A 21,734-nucleotide genomic window follows, 5' to 3' on the forward strand; every position below is an offset into this window, starting at 1 on the left:
TATTACCTGAAACTTTTTTACAAAGTTTTGCTAGTTAAATGCAAGGTGCTTATCATACAGGATTAAACAGTTATAGAAAACAACCTCATACTTACGTTATAATCTGACAATAAATTTTCAGCGACATCAACGAACTCATCATGTCTAAAACAGTTAATATTTCAAACTTAATTCCTCAAAAATCAGGTGAAGTAAAGCAAATTGGGCAGCTAGTTGGCTCTTCCTTATCACAATTTTGCGCTCAAGCTATAGATGCACATGAAGGTATTGTTGTGATTGTCACTGATGATATGCAACAAACCTCGCGCATTCATGAAGAACTAAAGCAGTTTACATCCTTCCCTTCTATTATCTTTCCAGATTGGGAAACATTGCCTTATGACAGCTTTTCTCCTCATCAAGATATCGTATCAGAACGCTTATCTTGCCTTTATCATCTTGGACATTTAACCAAAGGGGCGTTAATTTTACCCATTAATACCTTAATGCAAAAAGTCTGCCCACAAAGTTATTTGGGTGGACATGTTTTTATTATGAAAAAAGGCTTACAAATTAGCCGAGAACATTTACGCCTTCAACTTGAAAATGCTGGCTATCGTTCAGTCAGCCAAGTTATGGAGCATGGCGAATATGCTACTCGTGGAGCACTTTTTGATATCTACCCCATGGGCAGTGATAAGCCTTATCGTATCGATTTCTTTGATGATGAAATCGACAGCATCCGTACTTTTGATGTCGAAACTCAACGTACCTTTGGTGAAATTGCTGAAATACAATTGCTACCAGCCCATGAGTTTCCTTTCGATAAAACAGCTATCGAGTTGTTTCGTAGTCAATTTCGAGAACAATTTGAGGTTAGATTAGACTCAGAAAGCATCTATCAACAAGTTAGTAAAAATATTTTGCCAACCGGTATTGAATATTGGCAAGCACTGTTTTTTAACGAACCATTGACACCTCTATTCTCTTATTTTTTAGCAAATAGCTTAATTATCAATACAGTTAATATTGAGCAATATGCTAACAAATATTGGCAAGATATTACCCAACGTTATGAAAGCCGCAAAGTCGATCCTATGCGACCATTACTTGCACCAAATGTTATTTGGTCTAAAACTGACGAGATTTTTGCCAATTTCAAAAACTACCCAAGAATGGTTTTATCGCATGCAATAACGACTGAATCAAATAAAAACGTTAATTTGCCTTATGTAGCATTACCTAATATTGCTATTGAGATCCAACAAAAAGATCCTTATTTGCAATTTCAAAAATTTGTTGAAAATTTTGCAGGAACAATCATCTTTTCGGTTGAATCAGAAGGACGCAAAGAGGCTTTACAAGAAATTCTTGGACGAATTCGTATTCATCCCACTACCATCAATTTACTTGATGAACGAAAAAGCAGTGATAGCCGATTTTATTTAATCGTTGGAGCTAGTGAACAAGGCTTTATCAATCAGCAAGATAATTTTGCCTTTATTACTGAAAATGAGCTATTAGGACGACGAGTAGTTCGTCGCAAAAAAGAAAATAAACAAGCTATCAATACTGATTCACTTATTCGTAGTTTAGCTGAACTCACACCCGGCAAACCCGTTGTCCATTTAGAACATGGCGTTGGTCGATATGCAGGACTTACCACATTAGAAACAGGGGGGATTACGGCTGAATATCTTATTCTATTATATGCCAATGACACCAAGCTTTATGTTCCTGTTTCATCATTAAATCTAATTAGCCGTTATTCTGGTGGCGATGAAGAAAACGCACCACTCAATAAATTAGGTACTGATGCTTGGAGTAAAGCACGGCAAAAAGCGGCCGAAAAAGTACGAGATGTTGCAGCTGAATTACTAGATATTTACGCTGAACGTGAAAGTAAACCCGGATTTGAATTTAAACAAGACCGAGAGCAGTATGAACTATTTTGCCAAGGGTTTCCTTATCAAGAAACCGATGATCAACAAAATGCCATTGGGGCAGTAATTGGCGATATGTGCTCTCCTTATGCCATGGATAGATTAGTCTGTGGTGATGTTGGATTTGGTAAAACAGAAGTAGCGATCCGCGCTGCTTTTTTAGCCGTTATTAATCATAAACAAACAGCAGTTTTAGTTCCTACAACTTTACTTGCAGAACAACATTACGAAAGCTTTTGTGATCGCTTTGCAAACTGGCCAATTCGCATAGAAAGCCTGTCTCGATTCAAAACCGCCAAACAACAAAAAAGTATTATAGAAGCTCTTGGTGAAGGCAAAATTGATATTGTAATTGGCACACATAAATTGTTACAAGAAGATATCAAATGGAAAGATTTAGGCTTGTTGATTGTTGATGAAGAACATCGTTTTGGCGTCCGCCAAAAAGAACGAATTAAAGCAATGCGAGCAAACATTGATATTCTAACACTAACCGCAACGCCAATTCCAAGAACCCTCAACATGGCAATGAGTGGTATGCGGGATCTTTCTATTATTGCGACCCCTCCAGCTCGCCGATTAGCAGTGAAAACCTTTGTTCGAGAATATGATGATCTCGTGATTAGAGAAGCCATTTTGCGTGAAATTTTACGTGGTGGTCAGATTTATTACTTACACAATGATATTTCTGATATCGAAAAAGTAAGCGAAAAACTAGCAGAGCTGGTGCCCGAAGCACGAATTACTATTGGTCATGGGCAAATGCATGAACGCGACTTAGAGCGCGTAATGAATGACTTTCATCATCAACGTTTTAACATACTTGTTTGTACAACCATTGTTGAAACTGGTATCGACATTCCTAATGCCAATACTATTATCATTGATCGTGCCGATAAATTTGGTTTAGCCCAGTTACATCAGCTCAGAGGACGAGTTGGACGTTCTTATCATCAGGCTTATGCTTATCTATTAACTCCACATCCTAAATTACTCACTAAAGATGCAAAAAAACGCCTAGAAGCAATTGCCTCACTTGAAGATTTAGGTGCAGGTTTTGCTCTAGCCACACACGATCTTGAAATTCGAGGTGCTGGGGAGTTATTAGGCAGCGATCAAAGTGGTCAAATTGAAACTATTGGCTTTAACCTTTATATTGAACTGCTTGATGATGCGGTCAAATCACTAAAAGAAGGCAAAGAACCAACACTCGAATCATTACTCAATAATCAACAAACAGAAATTGAGTTACGCTTGCCAACACTCATTCCTGATGATTTTATTCCCGATGTTAATACACGTTTATCACTATATAAACGTATTGCGAGTATCACCGATCTTATCGAACTCACCGATATTCAAGTTGAAATGCGAGATCGTTTTGGTAAATTGCCCGATGCAGTGCTTTTTTTACTAGAAACTACCAAAATCCGTTATCACGCAACTCAATTAGGCATTACTAAGATTGAATTTGGTGAAAAAGGCGGTTATATTGAATTCGGTAATAGTAATAAGGTTTCAGTCGATTACTTAATTGAAATAATTCAAAAAGAACCAAAAAATTATCGCTTAGAAAGTTCAAATCGATTAAAATTACAAAAATCAGAATTGCAACGAATCGATCGTATTGAATATATCAAAAATTTGTTGTCTGATTTTACAAATCATCAAGAATGATAATTTAAAATATAACTTAAGAGAACGAAAATGAAAAAAACAACTTTAGCTATAGGAATAGTTGCCGTATTAGGAATCGCTTACGTTGGTACGGCATGGTACACTGGTAACATAATTGAAAGAGATATTGACAACCAATTAGCACTAATCAACAACAAAGCCAATCAACTTGAAAATAACTTAACATTTTCTATTACCAAAAGTCATTATGAAAAAGGAATTTTCTCAACTAAATTACACCTAACTGTAACAGCGTCAGAAAACAATTCGTTTTATGGTGAAGACACAGCCCCAACAACGCTATTTGATGACAATGTCACCATCCACCATGGCCCTTTCCCTATTGTGGCTCTTGCTGAAGGGACATTCGCTCCACAAATGGCGTGGTTAGAATACGAAATGAGTGAACAAATCAGCCCACAACTTTGGAAATTAGCCGGTAATCAGCCATTTATTACTGGGCATGTTGGTATGAGTTATGGCAAATATCTCACTGTTAAGTTAAAAAACAAAGCCATCGAGGTCGGGCAAAACGAAATTCCAATTCTCAATGGTACATTGTCTCTTGGCAAAGGTAGTTACACCTTTAGCGGGTATACTAGTGGTACGGACATTAGCTCTAAAATAGAGATCGATAAGTTTTCATTTAATCATTTCCAATTATTTAGAGCTGATCCTACTTTGGTGGTGGTTAATAAATTCGTTATGAATCATAATGCTAATTTAAATAGCGACACAAATACAGCTGAGGGGTCGCTTTCTAGTCATATTGATTCAATTATTTATGGTCAACACAATTTGGGAACTGTTTCATTAGATTTTGATTTCCAAGGATTTGATAAACAACTATTTAATTATCAAATAGGCATGAACTACCCTGATTCTGACTTAAATGATATCGACAAAAAACATAATATCAGATTTTCATTAAACAAATTCAATTGGCAAACATCTAGTGGCGATATTAATGCTAACCTAATGTTTGATATCTCTGATTTTAATAGTGAAGTCCTTGATAAAGAAGATTACGAAAAAATTAACGCGCTAAAATTCAAGCTTGAAGCACCATTTGACGTATTAGCTCGTTTATCAGCACAAATTAAGTCTCCTGATACCAATGATATAACTTCACAAATTGCTGAAGAAAAGCAAAACATACAACAAATGTCTGGCTTCCTTGTCCATAAATCCCCATTTTTAACATTAAGCAATGGTAAAACCGATGGTATTTATTCAGATGTTAGTCTAACCAAAGACGGCGACGAAGTTAACGTAAATGGTAAAAAAGTGTCAAAAGAAGAATTTTTTGATAACCTATAACTTACCAAATTACTTTCCAAAATAACCAATTCCACCAATACTATTGGTGGAATTTTGTTTTTCCTTTCCCCCTTTTCCCCTTAAAAAGAAACCTGTCAATAGATATAAGTTGATATCCAAAATTAATTCAAAAATTAATCGCCTAACAAATTTAAATCGATTAAAATTGTAAAAATAAAATTTACAACGAATGATTATATTGAAAATTTGTTGCCTAATTTTGCAGATCATCAAGAGTGATAATTTAAAATAGAATAAATAATTAACAAATAGGAAATAGTAATGAAAAAAACAACACTCGCTATAGGAATAGTTGCCGTATTAGGAATCGCTTACGTTGGAACAGCATGGTACACGGGTAACATAATTGAAAGAGATATTGACAACCAATTATCTCAAATCACAAACAACATTAACCATATTCAAAACAATTTCACCTTTACAGTTGAAAAAAGTAACTATGACAAAGGGATATTGTCAACTAAACTCCACTTAAAGGTGACCGCGTCACAGAATCAATCTTCCGATGAAGCCTCTACTCCCCAAACCCTGTTTGATGATGATGTTACCATTCATCATGGTCCTTTTCCTATTGCAGCCCTTACAAAAGGTACATTTACCCCACAAATGGCTTGGTTAGAATACGAAATGACCGAACAAACTAATCCAAAACTTTGGAAATTAGTAGGTAATCGGCCATTTATTACTGGGCATATGGGAATAAGTTATGGCGAATATATAATTGCTAAACTAACAAGTGAAGCAACTAAAACCATGAGCAAGGACTTTGATATAGGTAAAGGTTATTTTACCTTTAGTAGTTATATTGATGGTTCTGATATGATGGCTAAATTGCAGTTAGATAAAATATCTTTTTCAGAAAACAGCGCTAATATTAGCTTTAGTGATTTAAATCTATCCCTAAAATCACTTAGCACTTCAGACTATATTGATTACAAATCAAATATTGGTAATATGAAATACAGTATTATCAGTTATTCACCAACTAAGGTTAATATTGATAACATCAAATCAACGGGAAATTTTAACTACAAAACGCAAAATGGCGATTCGCAAGGCAGTATTGATAAAATGACATTAGAATTCCCATCACCATACACCGCAAATATGAAACCGCTGGTTTTTAATAACATTATAATGAATCAAAAAAATGTCTTTAATAACGTAACTAATATCATCGATAGTTCGTGTTTTACCAATTTTGATTCGGTAATTTATGGTAAACAGAATCTAGGTAATATTGCGATCGATTTTGACCTTCAAAGGTTAAATAAATATTGGCTCGGCAGCCAATTGGATATGAATTATACAGATTTGAGTAGTGTTAATCCAGAACAGCATACCAAATTATCGATCAAAAAATTCAATTGGCACACCCCTTCTGGCGATATAAATATTAGTCTAATGTTGGATCTATTTGATATAGACAATATGTCTCTTGTTCAAAAAAATTCTGAAAAAATTAATTCGCTAAAATTCAAGCTTGAAGCACCATTTGACGTATTAGCACGTATATCAGCACAAATAGAAAACTCTAACGATGACAATGTAACACAACAACAAATAACAAAAAGTAATCAATTGATACAATCGGTAGCAGCATCACTGACATATAATTTTCCATTTTTAGCGTTAACCAACGGTAAAACAGACGGCTTTTATTTAGATATTAGCTTAACTAAAGACAGTGATGAAGTTAGTGTTAATGGTAAAAAGGTGTTAAAAAACCAATTATTTAATAATTTATAGCTGAACAATCAACTAACCTAACGATCCGCCAGCTATGCTGGTGGATGTGATCGACTGCTGTTAAAATACAAATTCATAAAAGCTTATATTTTCCTTATAAAAAGATTAGAAAATACAGTAATTTTATTTAAGTGCTGATTTTAGGTATTCTAAGTATCGATAAATATTTTTAGGAATTAACTATGATAAACCAAGAAAATGAATGGATAATATCACATATTGATACACTTATTAATAAGGTTAATAATTTACCTCATGAGGATTTTGAGGGTTATTCCCCTTATGAAATGGGATCTTTGCTGAATTTTTTAAATGATCCTCGCTCCCCGCTTAAGATTAATGTGCTTTCAGATAAAGCCTACAAAGAGATTCCTTTACTTAATCAAACCTGCTTGCTTATGTCTATTTTAGAAGAGCAGGAAAACCTACTATTAACAAAAGTCGGTAATTTACCGCCCAAATGGGTAAAAGCACTTTATGTTTTAGGCCCACCTGAATTAGCAATTGAAATGAGTTCCAAAAACATAATTAAAGAGCAAGATACTATTGCAGTACAGTTAGCCAGAATAATATTAAAGATTTATCGTTTGTGTAAACAACGCCATAACAAACTATCTCTAACTCATCATGGCAAGAAACTACTTAATAATAAGCCTGCGTTACTACATTGCATATTACATGTTTTAACCTATCAATTTAATTGGGGATATTTTGATGGTTATGGTAATTTTGAAATTGGCCAATTGGGATTTGGGTTTACCCTAGTATTGCTAGCGAAATATGGCGACAAACCACAACCAGCTGAGTTTTATACAGATAAGTATTTTAAAGCTTTCCCTCAATTATTAATCGATAATAATAACAACTCGCAGTTTAGGCACAATAAAAAAAGTCTTAAGTACTGTTATTATTTTAGAAATTTTGACCGTTATTTATCTTATTTAGGGTTAGTAAATATAACAAAAGTTCCAAGTACTTTGGAAGAAAAGTATTTAATTCAAAAAACGCCTCTGTTTGATCAGTTAATTACTGTCGTTGCACCGCAAGGAATCGATGACAAAGTATAAAATTATAGCAAAAACTAAACTTTTAATAAAAATCTAGGCTTTCTCTATATCCTTATAATAAAAATGGAATATTTATGTAACGCAAATAATTAAAAATTAGCACAAATATTTTTAATATAAGTAGATTATCTAGTGGCAAGCACTCGCTCAACCGTATCGACAATTGCTTGAGTTTGTGAGTCGATTTCGATATTAACTTTGTCCCCAACTCTTTTTGCGTTTAGGGTAGTAACAGCGAGTGTTTCGGGAATTAGATGAATATGAAAACAGTTATCGCTAACCTTGCCAACTGTCAAGCTTGCACCATCAATCCCAATAAAGCCTTTATATAATACATACTTACTAAATTGTGCTGGCAACTGTAATGTCATTTGGCAATTGGTTGCTGTTTTTTGAATATCAATTATAGTTGCTGTGCAAGAAATATGACCAGACATAATATGCCCACCCACTTCATCGCCATATTTTGCGCTACGTTCAATATTGACAAAATCGTGGATTTTTTTATTGCCTAATGTTGTTAACGCTAGGGTTTCTTGCATAATATCAAACGTTACCCAATCTTGCTCAAAACTTGTCACTGTCAAGCAACAACCATCATTAGCAATTGAAGCACCAATTTCAATTTTATCGAGCAATTGATGGGGTAATTTAACTTTATATGTTCTTAATTTATCTTTATCTTCAATATCAATGATCTGACCAACACCTTGCACAATACCTGTAAACATATATAAACCTCAATTCTTGATAATGCTAAATATTCTATCTCAATCTGATTAGAATTTCCTATTTCTATTTTCTACTGGTATGATCGTTTCAAATGTTTATTGATCAATTATTATTAATATTGATAGCAAATTCATATTTCAATTTTATAAAGTAACTTTTTATTTCAGTATATAAGCAAGGATATATCATTATGTTAAAACTGATTTTAGCTATTTCGGTCGGTTCGGTGGCGGGTGGTTTGTTGCGTTGGTTTTTATCGCTTAAATTAAATATTATTGCTTTTGCTATTCCGCTAGGCACATTACTGTCTAATTTGATTGCTGGTTATATTATTGGTTTTGCCATTGCTTTTTTTAACCATTCTAACCTTTCTGCCGAATGGCGTTTAATGGTGATAACTGGTTTTTGTGGAGGACTATCAACCTTTTCAACTTTTTCAGCCGAAATTGTTAACTTTTTACAAGAAGGTCGAATATCTTGGGGCTTAGCAGCCATATTGATTCATGTAATTGGCTCAGTTTTAATGACATTTTTAGGGATTTTATCGTATCAATATTTGCGTTCTTAAAGTGATTTAATTAACAAATAATACAAAAAATAATCATAAATAGAGTTTACAACACTAAAATACTGTATTAATATACACTGTACGTAGAGACAGTATTGAGGTTATTATGTTAATCGAGCATTCATCACAACAACTTATGGCAATTCATTTTGAATCACCTTTTCAACAATTGCTACAACAGCAACGCCCTTTATTAAAATCACTTAATAAAGCCAAAAAATGGCAATTATGGCTTTCTGAACGCCCAATGTTAAAACGTTCATGGATCAATACTGCAGGGTTAGACAAACAAAAAGTTATTCATTTAAGTAATTTAAAAAATGAAAATCTAATATCGACAATAGAAAAGGCTTTACGAAGCCAAACCTGTAGTTATATCGTTGCTTGCATCAACAATCTCAATGAACAAGACAAACAACGATTACAGCAAGCCGTATTATCAAGTAATACCTGTCTACTTTTAGTCAACGACGAACAGCCAATTCAATATCATTAAATTACAAAATATGACTAACAAGACAAATACAGTTGAGTTAGTCGTTTTCGATCAACTTTACCGATCTTTGTCATGGGCAATTGATCAATAATATTGATCTTTTTCGGCATTTGATAACGGGCAATTTGAGACTTTAACCAACCCAATAATACTGTTTCGGTTAGTTTACTATTAGGTACTAAAACAACAAAAGCCACTAACCGTTGCCCAAATTCTGTATCAGGAACACTAATAACAGCGGTATCTTTAATTTCAAGATGCGACAGTAAATGTTGCTCTAGCTCAAACGGATAAACGTTTTCCCCACCTGAAACAATCATGTCATCTACTCGACCTTTTAGGTAATAAAATCCCTCTGCATCTTTATCTGCTAAATCCCCAGTTGCAACCCAACGATTGCCCAATGTTGACCAAGCGCATTTGATATAAAGCTCCTTTTTATCTTCTTTTGCTACTAATTTAGCACAAAGACCTTTAAGTGGCCTGCCTATTGTCGTTGGCTTGATAGCTAAATCATCAGGAGTGGCAATCATACAAACGCCAGCTTCAGACGTACCATATAAATTGAATAAAACTTTACCAAGCTGATCTAATGTTTGTTTAACCAACATCGCAGTAATCGGTGCCCCACCAGTAATAATACAACTTAGACTTTTGAGTTGATCAACAGAATATGTCAGCATTCGATTTAACATTAAAGGCACCAATGTCACCACTTCAATTTGATTATCAACAATTAATTGACATGATTTTTTAGCTTCAAACCGTCTAGTTAAAAACATGGTTGCTCCTAATAATACCGACATACATAAAGTCGCTATGCCAAAACCATGATAAATCGGTGTAGCAATATAGATTTTTTTATAATGGCTAAGTTTCAATTTTACTAATAACTGCAAAAATGGACGCATAAAATTCTGCGCTTTACTGCTACGCCCTGCCATCTTAAAGCGCCCCGTTGTACCACTGGTTAAAACGGTCACTTTAGCAAAATGCGTTACTTTAATTTTAGTTTGATGCGCTAACGGCAAAGCGGTTAATAAAGAATAAACTGAAGTTTGGCTTTCATGATAAGTCGGCAAACTGTTTTTTATAGGTGGTAGCGCAGTAACATCAGGATCATAAATGACGCAATCAAATTTCACATTATTGCTAATATCATTAACTTGTGCTGCCGATAGCTCAGTATTTAATAAATAAATATCAGCCCCAAGCCTTGCCACTGCAAATAAAGTATGAACCAAAATTGCGTGATTATTTGCCATAATAGCGACTTTTTGATGAGGTTTAATACCACAATGTAACGCTAATTGCATTGCCAAATGTTGAGATTGGCAATAAAGCGTGCGGTAATTAATGCAAACACCCTCTTGGCTAATCGCAATTTGCTCAGGACAAAGTCTTTGGCGAATATATAGCAAAGCCATTAAATTCATACCAACAAGACGAATACTAGTAAATAAATACCCAATGCCTTTAAAGGTCAGTAATTGCGTTTTATACAAAGCTAAAATCGATTTTATCATTGTTTTTTCTTAATATAATAATAATTTAATTTACACCAAACGCCGTTAAAAATAACAGAGGCCAGTTGCCCCAAAATCGCCCACCATGGTTTATATTGACGTTTTTTAGTAACAAGCAAACGACTAATAATAGTTGCCGCTTGGTTAGGTTGCAGTGCAGGAAGTTTTTTATAGATTTTAGTCGGCGCTATCATTCGGGTTTTAACCAAAGGTAAATAAGCTGTCGAAACAACTATCTGCTGGTTTTCAAACTCGCTACTAGCACAACGTAGCCACTGATCAAAAGCGGTTTTAGATGCTTGATAAGCCGCCCAATTAACTGTTGGTGCTAACAAAACGTTTATTGCCGAAACATTAACAATGTGCCCTTTCGATTGTTGTAATTTAGGAATTAATGCCAAACACAATTTAACTGGTGCCAAATAGTTTAGTTTAATGGTTCTTTCAAAATCATGCATACGATCTAACGATTGCATAATTGGGCGACAAATTGATATACCCGCGTTATTGATAAAGATATCAACATGATAAGGTTCTAAATAAGTAATAAAATTATCTAACTGTTTAGCATCACGCAAATCGGCACTAAACAGTGCAACTTTTACTTTTTTGCCTGATAACGATTGCTTAATTAATTGCAATTTATCTGCTGTTCTAGCCACTAAAATAAGTTGACACTCAATATCAGCCAAAAGATAACATAATGCCTCACCAACTCCAAAACTAGCGCCAGTAATAATAATTGTTTTATGTTGTAAAGACTGTTTTAACTGGCAAAAATTGGGCTTGTATATAGGGAAAAGGAGATAATTAAGCAATTCAATCAAAATCTTCATCTATTAATCATCACTATTTTATCGTAGCTGTATAAAATTAATACTAAATTACTTTATGGCTAAATTACATTTTTGATGCATCTTGCCGAGCTTGGTTAATTACAGCTTTTGCTATCCACTGTGTTAATGATACAATTTTTTGATTATCCAATTTCCAAATATCTTTTAAAACCATAAATATTTCTGAGCCATAAATGATTGATATAGCATAAATAACTTTATTATAAATTTCCTCAGGTAACTCAGTTTTGAGTGGCAATAATATTGTAGAAAGGATTTCTTTTCGATTACCTCTAACCAATTTTTCAGTTTGCAATGATGATGAGGCTCGTGCTGTTGCCCATTGTTGTAATGAAATCCTTAATGCCGCACGTAGCGCTCCTTCATGTTTTAACATTTGAGGAAAGGCAAAAGCTAAAAAATCATTAAGTTGTTCTTCTACATTCTGTTTTTGGGAATGCCAACTAAAAATAGGTCCTAACGAGCTTTCAACCACTGCTGCAATTAAATCACTTTGTGTAGGAAAATAACGATATGCCGTTGCTCTTGAAATACCTGATTTATCAGCTAATTCAGTTATAGTAAGTTCACATCCTTGTTCTAACACTTCTAATGCAGTATTAATTAAACGTTCATAAGTCCGCTTTTTTACGCCTGCATATGTTGAAGAAGAGATTAAATTCTTTTGAATCATTGGGCATATATTCAATTTTTATTAATTATGGATATGATACATCATATTTAATAAATTAGTTAAAATTTATCATTTAATAAATAAATGAGACTTCATTCTCATTTTGATATATAATGTTTAACAATTAACCACCGTTGGTTATAAATACTCACCAAATTAACTTAGTTAGGAGTAATAAATGACATCACCTAGTACAATTTATTTGGTCACAACATTAGACACTAAAAGGGAAGAAATCGTTTATATCAAAAACCTCCTAAATTTAAGAAATCTTAATTGTAAAATTGTTGATATTTCTACACAACCTCATCAATTTAATCATTTAGCAACGATTGAAGCTGAAACTGTTGCTAATTACCACCCAAATGGTAAACAAGCTGTTTTTTGTGGAGATAGAGGTAAAGCAATTGTTGCAATGGCCGATGCTTTCAGATTATTTTTGATTGATCAAAATAATGTAGAAGCAATACTAGGGTTAGGCGGTTCAGGCGGTACAGCATTAATTACTCCGGCTATGCAATCACTAGCTGTTGGAGTTCCTAAACTGATGGTATCGACAATGGCATCAGGCGATATTTCTGGTTATATTGGTGCAAGTGATATTGCGATGATGTATTCAGTTACAGATATTGCAGGTATTAATGTCATATCTAGAAAAGTTTTAACCAATGCTGCAAACTTTATTGCAGGTTCGATGCTTTTTAAAAGCCAAGATATTATTGAAGATAAGCCGGCAATAGGATTGACTATGTTTGGTGTTACAACTAAATGTGTTCAATCCGCATTAGCAAAATTACATAAACAATATGATTGTTTGGTTTTTCATGCAACAGGTAGTGGTGGTAAAGCCATGGAAAAACTCGCTGACAGTCACTTATTGCGTGGTGTCCTTGATATCACAACAACTGAGGTTTGCGATTATTTGTTCGGCGGAGTTTTAGCTTGTAGTGAAGACCGTTTTGGTGCCATAGCTAGAAGTAAAGTACCTTATATTGGTTCATGCGGTGCACTTGATATGGTAAATTTTGCAAGTCCTGATACCATTCCAGAAAAATATAAAGATCGTTTATTCTATCCGCATAATCCCCAAGTAACTTTAATGAGAACAACGGCTGAAGAAAACAAAAAAATGGCTAATTGGATTGCAAATAAACTTAATCAATGCCAAGGTTATGTGACTTTTATTATTCCTGAAGGCGGATTTTCAGCTTTAGATATTAAAGATGGTATTTTTTGGTCACCACAAGCTAATCAAGCATTTATTGATGAATTTGAAAAAACTTTTATCCAAACCTCAAAAAGGAAGTTAATAAAAACGTCTTATCACATAAACTCACCACAGTTTTGTGATCTTGTCATTAATGAATTTACGAATGTAATGAAATAAATATTTGGAGAATATAATGGGTAGTCAACGTGCTCAATTGTTAAAAAAATTCTACGATATGATTGCTAAAGGTCAACCAATTATTGGTGGCGGTGCAGGGACAGGATTATCTGCAAAATGTGAAGAAGCAGGTGGAATTGATCTTATTGTTATCTATAATTCAGGACGTTACCGTATGGCAGGTAGAGGTTCATTAGCAGGATTACTAGCTTATGGTAATGCTAACGAAATTGTTATGGATATGGCAAAAGAAGTATTGCCTGTAGTCAAACATACACCAGTGCTAGCAGGTGTAAATGGTACTGATCCATTTTGCCAGTTTGACCAATTTTTAGATAAAATTAAAGAAACAGGATTTGCTGGTGTACAAAACTTTCCAACTGTAGGACTTATTGATGGCAACTTCAGAGCAAATTTAGAAGAAACAGGCATGGGATACGACTTAGAAGTCGAAATGATTCGTAAAGCACATGAAAAAGATCTACTTACAACACCTTACGTATTTAGTGAACAAAATGCAATCGATATGGCTAAAGCGGGTGCTGATATTTTAGTACCTCATATGGGACTAACAACAGGTGGTAGTATTGGTGCAGAAACAGCATTAAAACTTGCTGATTGTGTACCATTAATCAATCAATGGGCCAAAGCAGCTAAAGCAATTCGCCCTGATATTATTATTTTATGCCATGGTGGCCCTATTGCCACTCCTGAAGATGCCGAATATATTTTAAATAATTGTCCTGATTGTAATGGATTTTATGGGGCAAGCTCAATGGAGCGCTTACCAACAGAGCTGGCATTAAAACAAACTACAAAAAAATTTAAATCAATTCAAAGACACTAACAATAATATAAGCAATAACGGTGCGACTAATTAGTCGCGCTGCTATTTTTTTATAGTGATTCCGATTAAGCAAAAATACTTTGTAACTACTTCCTAATAAGAAAGATTAAACTTTCGAGTTTTTGAGTTTGTAGCTTATAAATTTTTATATACTTAGGTGCGCTAGGTTTGGGCATTTTTTTAATAATAAAAATGACAATAGTATCTACGCAAAAATTATTCTCCTCATTGTTTTATGCGCATTTCCTCAAAAATTGATGTGACAATTTGGTGGGCTTTTTAGGCTGCAGCTATTTGTTTGTCCATGTAAGACTCACTATAGTTTTGAGGGTTTGTTGTGAATTCATTTTTTTGATATAGGTAGACAGCACGGCAATATTGGTTATCTTTATAATTAAAATTGCAATACAGCGTAAAAGGCTCGGTTTGTGATCGAGCCAATTTAGATTGTTTATAATTATGTTATCACTTTTTTGGCATCCATTATCCATAATCATTTAATTACAATGCTATAATTTATAAAATAGCCAGTTTGGTTTGAACAAACATTTCACAACTTACAACCGATGCAAAATTGGTTAAGGCAGACATAAAGTTGTTATGTACCACTTGGGATGGAATCGTTTTACCATCAAATTCGAGATCACAAGTTGTACAAGCATCGTGGATTAATATCGGTTGATAACCTAGTTCGGATGCGTGACGTGTTGTTGAGTCAACACACATATGGCTCATCATTCCACAAATAACCATCTGCTGGATCTGTTCTTGTTGTAATTTTTTTTGTAGCTCAGTTTGATAAAAACTATTAGGGAATGTTTTTTTGACAAGATACTCATGCAAGTTACCAAGCGGTAACAAACTTGGATGAATTTCAGCGCCTAAACTTCCGTTAGCAAAAAAATCCGCATGAGGATCAGACTTTATATGCTGAATATAAAAGATCGGTAATTGTTGTGCTCTAAAGTGTTTTTGTAGTTTTAAGGTATTTTGTAAAGTTAATTCTGTATTGTTTAAAGTAAATTTACCCGTTGGGAAATAGTCATTTTGTACGTCGATAATTATTAACCCTTGTTTCATTGTTTTGTCCTTAAATTATGTTTGAGTTGATAATTATGCGATAATTACGCTATCTGTTACATAACGAATTGAAAGTATTTATTATTACTTACTTTCAAAATGAAAAAGATAAACAAGTATGGATAAAAAAGATCGCGCTATTTTAGATGAACTTAAAAAAAATAGTCGTCAATCATGGAAAGAAATTGGCGAAAAAGTATATTTGTCTGGACAGGCTGTTGGACAGCGAGTTCAAGAATTGTATGATAATCATATTATTGAAAAATTTACTATTAAAGAAAAAACAAATCAGCTTCAGTTTATAACGATTTATATGAATTCAAATCAATTCACCTCGTTCGAAAACATGGTCATGTCGTTTAAAGAAATCATCGAATTTTATAAAATCACAGGCGATGGGTGTTATTTTATAAAAAGTGAATTTACAGACCAAAACTTACCACATTTTTTAGACAAACTTGAGCTCTATTGCCGTTATAAAGTTAGTCATCAGTCAAAAGTGATTAAATAACGCTATTTTAAAAATTTACACCTAAACTTGTTGACTATTTTTTGTATAAAGATTTTTTACATAAAAAACAAAAAAAAGTTGCGAGCAAATAAATTCTGTTATATTTTGTTCAGTAGCTTTAATTATCAACTCAGTTAAAGGTTTTTTATTTTTATGAATTGTTTTTGCGTTTTTATTACTAATGCTATTAGTACACATCATCATCACCATCAATCCTGAATAGTCTTCGGGCGATTGGTGCTGGAAGACTTTGGTCTTCCGGTGATATCGCAAAAGCAAGCAGAAACCCTCGGAAGATCAAACTTCCGAGGGTTTTTTGTTTGTAGTTTGTAAATTTTTAGATAACTTTGGAGAAAGATATGTTGGATAATTCGCGTTTACGCATTGCGTTGCAAAAATCTGGTCGCTTAAGTGATGAATCAAAAAGGTTGCTGGCACAATGTGGTATTAAGATTAATCTTCAAGAACAACGGTTAATTGCTTTTGCCGAAAATATGCCCATTGATATCTTACGTGTTCGTGATGACGATATCCCCGGACTGGTTATTGATGGCGTTGTCGATATTGGGATTGTCGGCGAAAATGTTTTAGAGGAGGAAGTATTAGATAGGCAGGCCGAAGGCGAAGATCCACAATTTAAAAAATTGCGCAGTTTAGATTTTGGTGGCTGTCGGTTGTCGATCGCAGCACCTCGTGATTTTGAGTATACAGGACCAGAATGTTTAAATGATTTGCGTATTGCCACCACTTACCCTCACCTGCTCCGTCGTTATCTTGCTCAATATAATGTTAACTTTAAAACATGTTTGCTTAATGGTTCGGTCGAAGTTGCGCCACGTGCAGGGCTTGCTGATGTAATTTGTGATTTGGTTTCGAGTGGTGCAACGCTTGAGGCCAATGGACTAAAAGAGATTGAAGTTATCTATAAATCAAAAGCCTGTTTAATTCAACGTCAAGGCGAAATATCCCCGATAAAGCAGGCGTTAATCGATAAAATTATGACGCGCATTCAAGGCGTTATTCAGGCGCGTGAATCTAAATATATTATGCTCCACGCCCCTACTGAGGTGTTAGATGATATTGTTGCGCTATTGCCGGGTGCCGAAAATCCAACCATTTTACCGTTAACAGGCGAGCAAAATCGTGTTGCGTTACATATGGTGAGTAGTGAATCACTCTTTTGGGAAACCATGGAAAAACTAAAAGCACTAGGCGCAAGTTCAATTCTTGTATTACCAATTGAAAAAATGATGGAGTAATAATATGAAGCTCTCTTATTGGCAACAATGTACTAACGATCAACGAAATAAACTACTTACTCGCCCTGCAATTAATGCTTCTGATTCAATTAGTAAAGCGGTGGCAGATATTTTGGAACAAGTAAAACAGTACGGCGATGATGCACTAAAAGTATTAAGTCGCAAATTTGATAAAGTTAAAATTGAACAAATAAAACTCACAAAAGAAGAAATAAAAACCGCCGCAAATCGTGTTAATTCTGAATTAAAACAAGCTATGCAATTAGCGGTTGCCAACATTGAAAAATTCCACCAAGCGCAAGCCTATCAACCCATTATGGTCGAAACAATGCCGGGCGTAAAATGTCAGTTAGTAACGCGCCCTATTGATTCAGTTGGGCTTTATATTCCAGGTGGTTCTGCCCCTTTATTATCTACTGTGTTAATGCTTGCAACACCTGCTAAAATTTCGGGTTGTCGTCAAGTTATTTTATGTTCACCACCGCCCATTGCTGATGAAATATTATATGCGGCTGAACTTTGTGGCGTGACCGAAGTTTACCAGCTTGGCGGAGCCCAAGCGGTTGCAGCTATGGCATTTGGTACCGAATCAGTGCCTAAAGTAGCTAAGATTTTTGGTCCAGGAAATGCCTACGTTACCGAAGCTAAACGCCAAGTTAGTCAATGCATTGATGGCGCAGCCATTGATATGCCAGCTGGTCCGTCTGAAGTACTAGTGATTGCAGATAGTTCAGCAAATCCTGCTTTTATTGCTGCCGATCTTTTGTCGCAAGCTGAACATGGTCCTGATTCACAAGTTATTTTGTTAACACCTGATGAAAAAATAGCACAAGCAGTATCGATTGAAGTCGATAAGCAACTTACGCAACTATCGCGCCAAAATATCGCTAAAAAAGCATTACAAGAAAGTCGCCTTATTGTAACTAAAAATTTGGATGAATGTGTTGCTATTAGCAATCGCTATGGTCCAGAACACTTAATTATTCAAACTGCGAATGCGGATGAATTAGTTGAACAAATTACTAGTGCTGGCTCGATCTTCTTGGGTGATTGGTCACCAGAGTCAGCAGGCGATTATGCTTCAGGAACCAATCATGTTTTGCCAACTTATGGCTATACAGCCACATATTCTAGCCTTGGGCTTGCTGATTTTCAAAAACGTATGACGGTGCAAAAATTAACACCAGAAGGATTAAAAGCAATAGGTAATGCCGTTGAGCTTATGGCAGAGGCTGAACAACTCACCGCCCACAAACAAGCAGTTAGCCTTAGGCTTGCGGTATTAAATTCAACAAATCAAAAATAGGTGGCTAAAATGGATATCAATAAATTAGTTCGAAAAAATGTTCAGCAATTAACACCTTATCAATCTGCTCGGCGAATTGGTGGTCAAGGCGATGTGTGGCTCAATGCGAACGAATACCCCGTCGCACCACATTTTGAGTTGTCCGAGCAAACCTTAAATCGTTATCCAGAACCACAGCCTGAAAAAGTAATTCAGCGTTATGCACAATATGCAGGTGTGCAACCCGATCAGTTAATTGTTAGCCGTGGAGCTGATGAAGCCATTGAGCTTTTAATGCGTGCATTTTGTGAGCCTCAGCACGATAGTATTTTATATTGTCCACCAACTTATGGCATGTACCAAGTGAGTGCTGAGACATTAGGTATTAAAACTAAAACCGTGCTAACAACTTCTGATTGGCAGCTTGATCTTGAGGGTATAAAACAAAATATTGATACTGTAAAACTAATTTATGTCTGTTCACCAAATAATCCGACCGGTAATTTAATCGATTCTGATGATATCAAAGCTTTACTTAATATTGCCAAAGATCGTGCTTTGGTCATTATTGACGAGGCTTATATTGAGTTTTCGCCTGAATCTAGTGTCGTTAGTTGGCTTAATGACTATCCTCACTTGGTGATTTTACGGACATTATCCAAAGCCTTTGCTTTGGCTGGATTACGTTGCGGTTTTGCCATTGCTAATAAACCTGTGATCGAAGCCTTACAGAAGGTTATTGCACCATACCCTCTAGCAACCCCAGTTGCTGATATTGCAGCTCAAGCATTGAGTAAAGATGGTGTGAATACCATGAAGCTACATGTGGTAAATTTAAATAATCAAAAGGAAAAATTTACCAAATTACTTCGACAATTGCCAATTGTCGAAAAAGTTTATCCGAGTTATTCCAACTATTTATGTGTTAAATTTCAACATGATAAAGATGTATTTAATATTTTATGGCGCCAAGGTATTATTTTACGAGATCAAAGTAGCTCTATTGGGCAACAAAATATTATTCGTATTACCATTGGTACCCAAGCCGAGTGCGAAGCAGTCATTTCTGCGCTCAAAACAATTAAATAGGAGCAAAAATGTTACAAAAGTACTTATTTATTGATCGAGATGGCACATTAATTACTGAACCGCCGGTTGATTTTCAGGTTGATCAGTTTGAAAAATTGGCTTTTGAACCTAATGTGATCCCAGCCCTACTCAAGCTACAAACTGCGGGATACCATTTAGTGATGGTCACCAATCAAGATGGGCTTGGGACTAGTAGTTATCCACAGGCTGATTTTGATGGTCCACACAATCTAATGATGCAGATTTTTAAATCGCAAGGTGTTAATTTTGAGGATGTCTTAATTTGCCCACACTTTCCAGAAGATAATTGTGAGTGTCGTAAGCCGAAAATCCAATTAGTTTTGCCATATCTTACTAGTGGTAAATTAGATAAACAAAACAGTTATGTTATTGGTGACAGGGTCACGGATATTCGATTGGCTGAAAACATGCAAATCAAAGGATTACGATATCATCCTGAAAATTTAAACTGGGACGAAATCGCCCAACGATTAACCACTAAAGATCGTTATGCAAAAGTTGAACGTAATACCAAAGAAACTAAAATATTTGTTGAAGTGTGGCTTGATCGCCAAGGTGGCAGTCAAATTAATACTGGAATTAGTTTTTTTGATCATATGCTCGATCAAATTGCGACTCATGGCGGAATTAAACTCAATATCCAAGTTGATGGTGATTTACATATTGATGATCATCATACCATAGAAGATACTGGACTAGCTTTAGGAGAGGCACTAAAAATAGCACTCGGTGATAAACGTGGTATTACCCGTTATGCCTCTGTTATCCCTATGGACGAGTGTTTGGCCAAATGTGCAATAGACATTTCAGGACGCCCTTATCTAAAATTTAAAGCAGAGTTTACTCACCCTAAAGTTGGCGATATGAGCACGCAAATGGTAGAACATTTCTTTTACTCAATAAGTTATGCTATGGCTATTACATTGCATATTGAAACAGAAGGCGATAATGATCATCATAAAGTAGAAAGTTTATTTAAAGCTTTTGCTAGAACATTAAAGCAAGCCATCAAAATTGAAAGTGACCGATTACCAAGCTCAAAAGGAGTACTATAAATGAAGATTGTCATCCTAGATACTGGCTGTGCTAATCTATCTTCGGTCAAATATGCCGTGCAACGATTAGGTTATGATCCAATAATTAGCCTTTCCCCAGATATCGTGCTCAGCTCAGATAAGTTATTTTTACCTGGAGTAGGATCCGCAAGTTCAGCAATGAAAAAATTAAAAGAGCGTAATTTAATTGAACTTATCAAAGTCTGTACTCAACCTGTATTAGGGATCTGCCTTGGTATGCAACTTTTAGCCGATTATAGTACCGAAGGACATGTTAACACATTGGGAATTATTCACGAAAAAGTTAGAAAAATTCCTGATTGTGGTTTACCTTTACCACATATGGGGTGGAATCAGGTTTCCCCTAAAGCCGGTCATCATCTATTTCGAGGTATTCCTGATGATGCTTATTTTTACTTTGTACATGGATACGCGATGCCATTATGCTCAGCAACAATAGCAGAAACCAATTACGGCGAAAGCTTTACCGCAGCCGTACAAAAAGAAAACTTTTACGGCGTGCAATTTCATCCCGAGCGTTCTGGCTTAGCCGGTGCAAAATTGCTAAAAAACTTTTTGGAGATGTAACTAT

Annotated in this window: 19 protein-coding genes and 1 other annotated feature; of the genes, 14 read left to right on the forward strand and 5 right to left on the reverse strand. The window is 35.0% G+C overall.

Annotated elements, in window-relative coordinates; genetic code table 11:
• The first annotated feature begins 140 nt into the window (after window positions 1-140).
• The 4 genes from mfd (at window position 141) to GA0061080_RS05300 (ending at window position 7,756) form a co-directional block, all read left to right on the forward strand.
• Window positions 141-3,599, forward strand: a complete 3,459-nt coding sequence (gene mfd, locus GA0061080_RS05285; protein WP_091122230.1) for a transcription-repair coupling factor — start codon at window positions 141-143, stop codon at window positions 3,597-3,599.
• 30 nt (window positions 3,600-3,629) lie between these two features.
• Window positions 3,630-4,919: a DUF945 family protein gene (locus GA0061080_RS05290; RefSeq protein WP_091122234.1), complete on the forward strand. Its 1,290-nt coding sequence runs from the start codon at window positions 3,630-3,632 to the stop codon at window positions 4,917-4,919.
• A 282-nt stretch (window positions 4,920-5,201) separates the two neighbouring features.
• The gene (locus GA0061080_RS05295) at window positions 5,202-6,689 is read left to right on the forward strand and encodes a DUF945 family protein (protein ID WP_091122238.1); all 1,488 of its coding nucleotides are present in this window, start codon (window positions 5,202-5,204) and stop codon (window positions 6,687-6,689) included.
• A gap of 182 nt (window positions 6,690-6,871) precedes the next feature.
• Window positions 6,872-7,756 (forward strand): hypothetical protein, encoded by an 885-nt coding sequence (locus tag GA0061080_RS05300; RefSeq protein ID WP_091122242.1) that lies wholly within the window; start codon window positions 6,872-6,874, stop codon window positions 7,754-7,756.
• A gap of 125 nt (window positions 7,757-7,881) precedes the next feature.
• Here the strand turns inward: GA0061080_RS05300 and GA0061080_RS05305 are convergent, their stop codons facing one another.
• A complete protein-coding gene (locus tag GA0061080_RS05305; protein WP_091122247.1) occupies window positions 7,882-8,487 on the reverse strand; it encodes a riboflavin synthase subunit alpha in 606 nt (201 codons plus the stop codon).
• A 191-nt stretch (window positions 8,488-8,678) separates the two neighbouring features.
• Between GA0061080_RS05305 and crcB the strand changes: the two genes are divergently transcribed.
• Together crcB and GA0061080_RS05315 are read left to right on the forward strand one after the other, a co-directional pair.
• Entirely contained in the window at window positions 8,679-9,056 is a 378-nt protein-coding gene (gene crcB, locus GA0061080_RS05310; RefSeq protein ID WP_091122249.1) for a fluoride efflux transporter CrcB, read from the forward strand.
• Window positions 9,057-9,162: 106 nt separating this feature from the next.
• On the forward strand, window positions 9,163-9,552 hold the full coding sequence (locus tag GA0061080_RS05315; RefSeq protein WP_065635778.1) for a SulA-like leucine-rich domain-containing protein: 390 nt from the start codon (window positions 9,163-9,165) through the stop codon (window positions 9,550-9,552).
• A 14-nt stretch (window positions 9,553-9,566) separates the two neighbouring features.
• Here the strand turns inward: GA0061080_RS05315 and GA0061080_RS05320 are convergent, their stop codons facing one another.
• From GA0061080_RS05320 to GA0061080_RS05330, 3 genes are all read right to left on the reverse strand, one after another.
• Complete coding sequence (locus GA0061080_RS05320) at window positions 9,567-11,078, reverse strand: class I adenylate-forming enzyme family protein (RefSeq protein WP_091122252.1); 1,512 nt, start codon at window positions 11,076-11,078, stop codon at window positions 9,567-9,569.
• Window positions 11,075-11,914, reverse strand: coding sequence for an SDR family NAD(P)-dependent oxidoreductase (locus GA0061080_RS05325; RefSeq protein ID WP_065635776.1), 840 nt, complete (start codon window positions 11,912-11,914; stop codon window positions 11,075-11,077). Before GA0061080_RS05325 ends, GA0061080_RS05320 begins: the two co-directional genes overlap by 4 nt.
• Window positions 11,915-11,978: 64 nt before the next feature.
• On the reverse strand, window positions 11,979-12,608 hold the full coding sequence (locus tag GA0061080_RS05330; protein WP_091122254.1) for a TetR/AcrR family transcriptional regulator: 630 nt from the start codon (window positions 12,606-12,608) through the stop codon (window positions 11,979-11,981).
• Window positions 12,609-12,786: 178 nt separating this feature from the next.
• Between GA0061080_RS05330 and GA0061080_RS05335 the strand changes: the two genes are divergently transcribed.
• Complete coding sequence (locus tag GA0061080_RS05335) at window positions 12,787-13,995, forward strand: Tm-1-like ATP-binding domain-containing protein (RefSeq protein ID WP_091122256.1); 1,209 nt, start codon at window positions 12,787-12,789, stop codon at window positions 13,993-13,995.
• 16 nt (window positions 13,996-14,011) lie between these two features.
• On the forward strand, window positions 14,012-14,842 hold the full coding sequence (locus GA0061080_RS05340) for a phosphoenolpyruvate hydrolase family protein (protein WP_091122258.1): 831 nt from the start codon (window positions 14,012-14,014) through the stop codon (window positions 14,840-14,842).
• A gap of 516 nt (window positions 14,843-15,358) precedes the next feature.
• On the opposite strand, the gene GA0061080_RS05345 is transcribed toward GA0061080_RS05340, so the two are convergent.
• Window positions 15,359-15,922 carry a cysteine hydrolase family protein gene (locus GA0061080_RS05345; protein ID WP_034913065.1) on the reverse strand — a complete coding sequence of 188 codons (564 nt, stop codon included), beginning with the start codon at window positions 15,920-15,922 and terminating at the stop codon, window positions 15,359-15,361.
• A gap of 118 nt (window positions 15,923-16,040) precedes the next feature.
• On the opposite strand from GA0061080_RS05345, the gene GA0061080_RS05350 reads away from it, so the two are divergent.
• The 6 genes from GA0061080_RS05350 to hisH all read left to right on the forward strand — a co-directional run bounded on the left by GA0061080_RS05350 (window position 16,041) and on the right by hisH (window position 21,730).
• Window positions 16,041-16,433 (forward strand): AsnC family transcriptional regulator, encoded by a 393-nt coding sequence (locus tag GA0061080_RS05350; protein WP_065590964.1) that lies wholly within the window; start codon window positions 16,041-16,043, stop codon window positions 16,431-16,433.
• 197 nt (window positions 16,434-16,630) lie between these two features.
• Window positions 16,631-16,754: a sequence feature (His leader region), on the forward strand.
• Window positions 16,755-16,792: 38 nt separating this feature from the next.
• Window positions 16,793-17,692, forward strand: a complete 900-nt coding sequence (gene hisG / locus GA0061080_RS05360) for an ATP phosphoribosyltransferase (RefSeq protein WP_091122261.1) — start codon at window positions 16,793-16,795, stop codon at window positions 17,690-17,692.
• A gap of 4 nt (window positions 17,693-17,696) precedes the next feature.
• The gene (gene hisD, locus GA0061080_RS05365; protein ID WP_091122263.1) at window positions 17,697-18,998 is read left to right on the forward strand and encodes a histidinol dehydrogenase; all 1,302 of its coding nucleotides are present in this window, start codon (window positions 17,697-17,699) and stop codon (window positions 18,996-18,998) included.
• Window positions 18,999-19,007: 9 nt separating this feature from the next.
• Window positions 19,008-20,066: a histidinol-phosphate transaminase gene (gene hisC / locus GA0061080_RS05370; protein WP_091122266.1), complete on the forward strand. Its 1,059-nt coding sequence runs from the start codon at window positions 19,008-19,010 to the stop codon at window positions 20,064-20,066.
• Between the two features lie 8 nt (window positions 20,067-20,074).
• On the forward strand, window positions 20,075-21,142 hold the full coding sequence (gene hisB, locus GA0061080_RS05375; RefSeq protein WP_091122269.1) for a bifunctional histidinol-phosphatase/imidazoleglycerol-phosphate dehydratase HisB: 1,068 nt from the start codon (window positions 20,075-20,077) through the stop codon (window positions 21,140-21,142).
• Window positions 21,143-21,730: an imidazole glycerol phosphate synthase subunit HisH gene (gene hisH, locus GA0061080_RS05380; protein ID WP_091122271.1), complete on the forward strand. Its 588-nt coding sequence runs from the start codon at window positions 21,143-21,145 to the stop codon at window positions 21,728-21,730.
• Window positions 21,731-21,734: the final 4 nt, after the last annotated feature.

Source organism: Gilliamella intestini (assembly GCF_900094935.1).
Lineage (GTDB): Bacteria > Pseudomonadota > Gammaproteobacteria > Enterobacterales > Orbaceae > Gilliamella > Gilliamella intestini.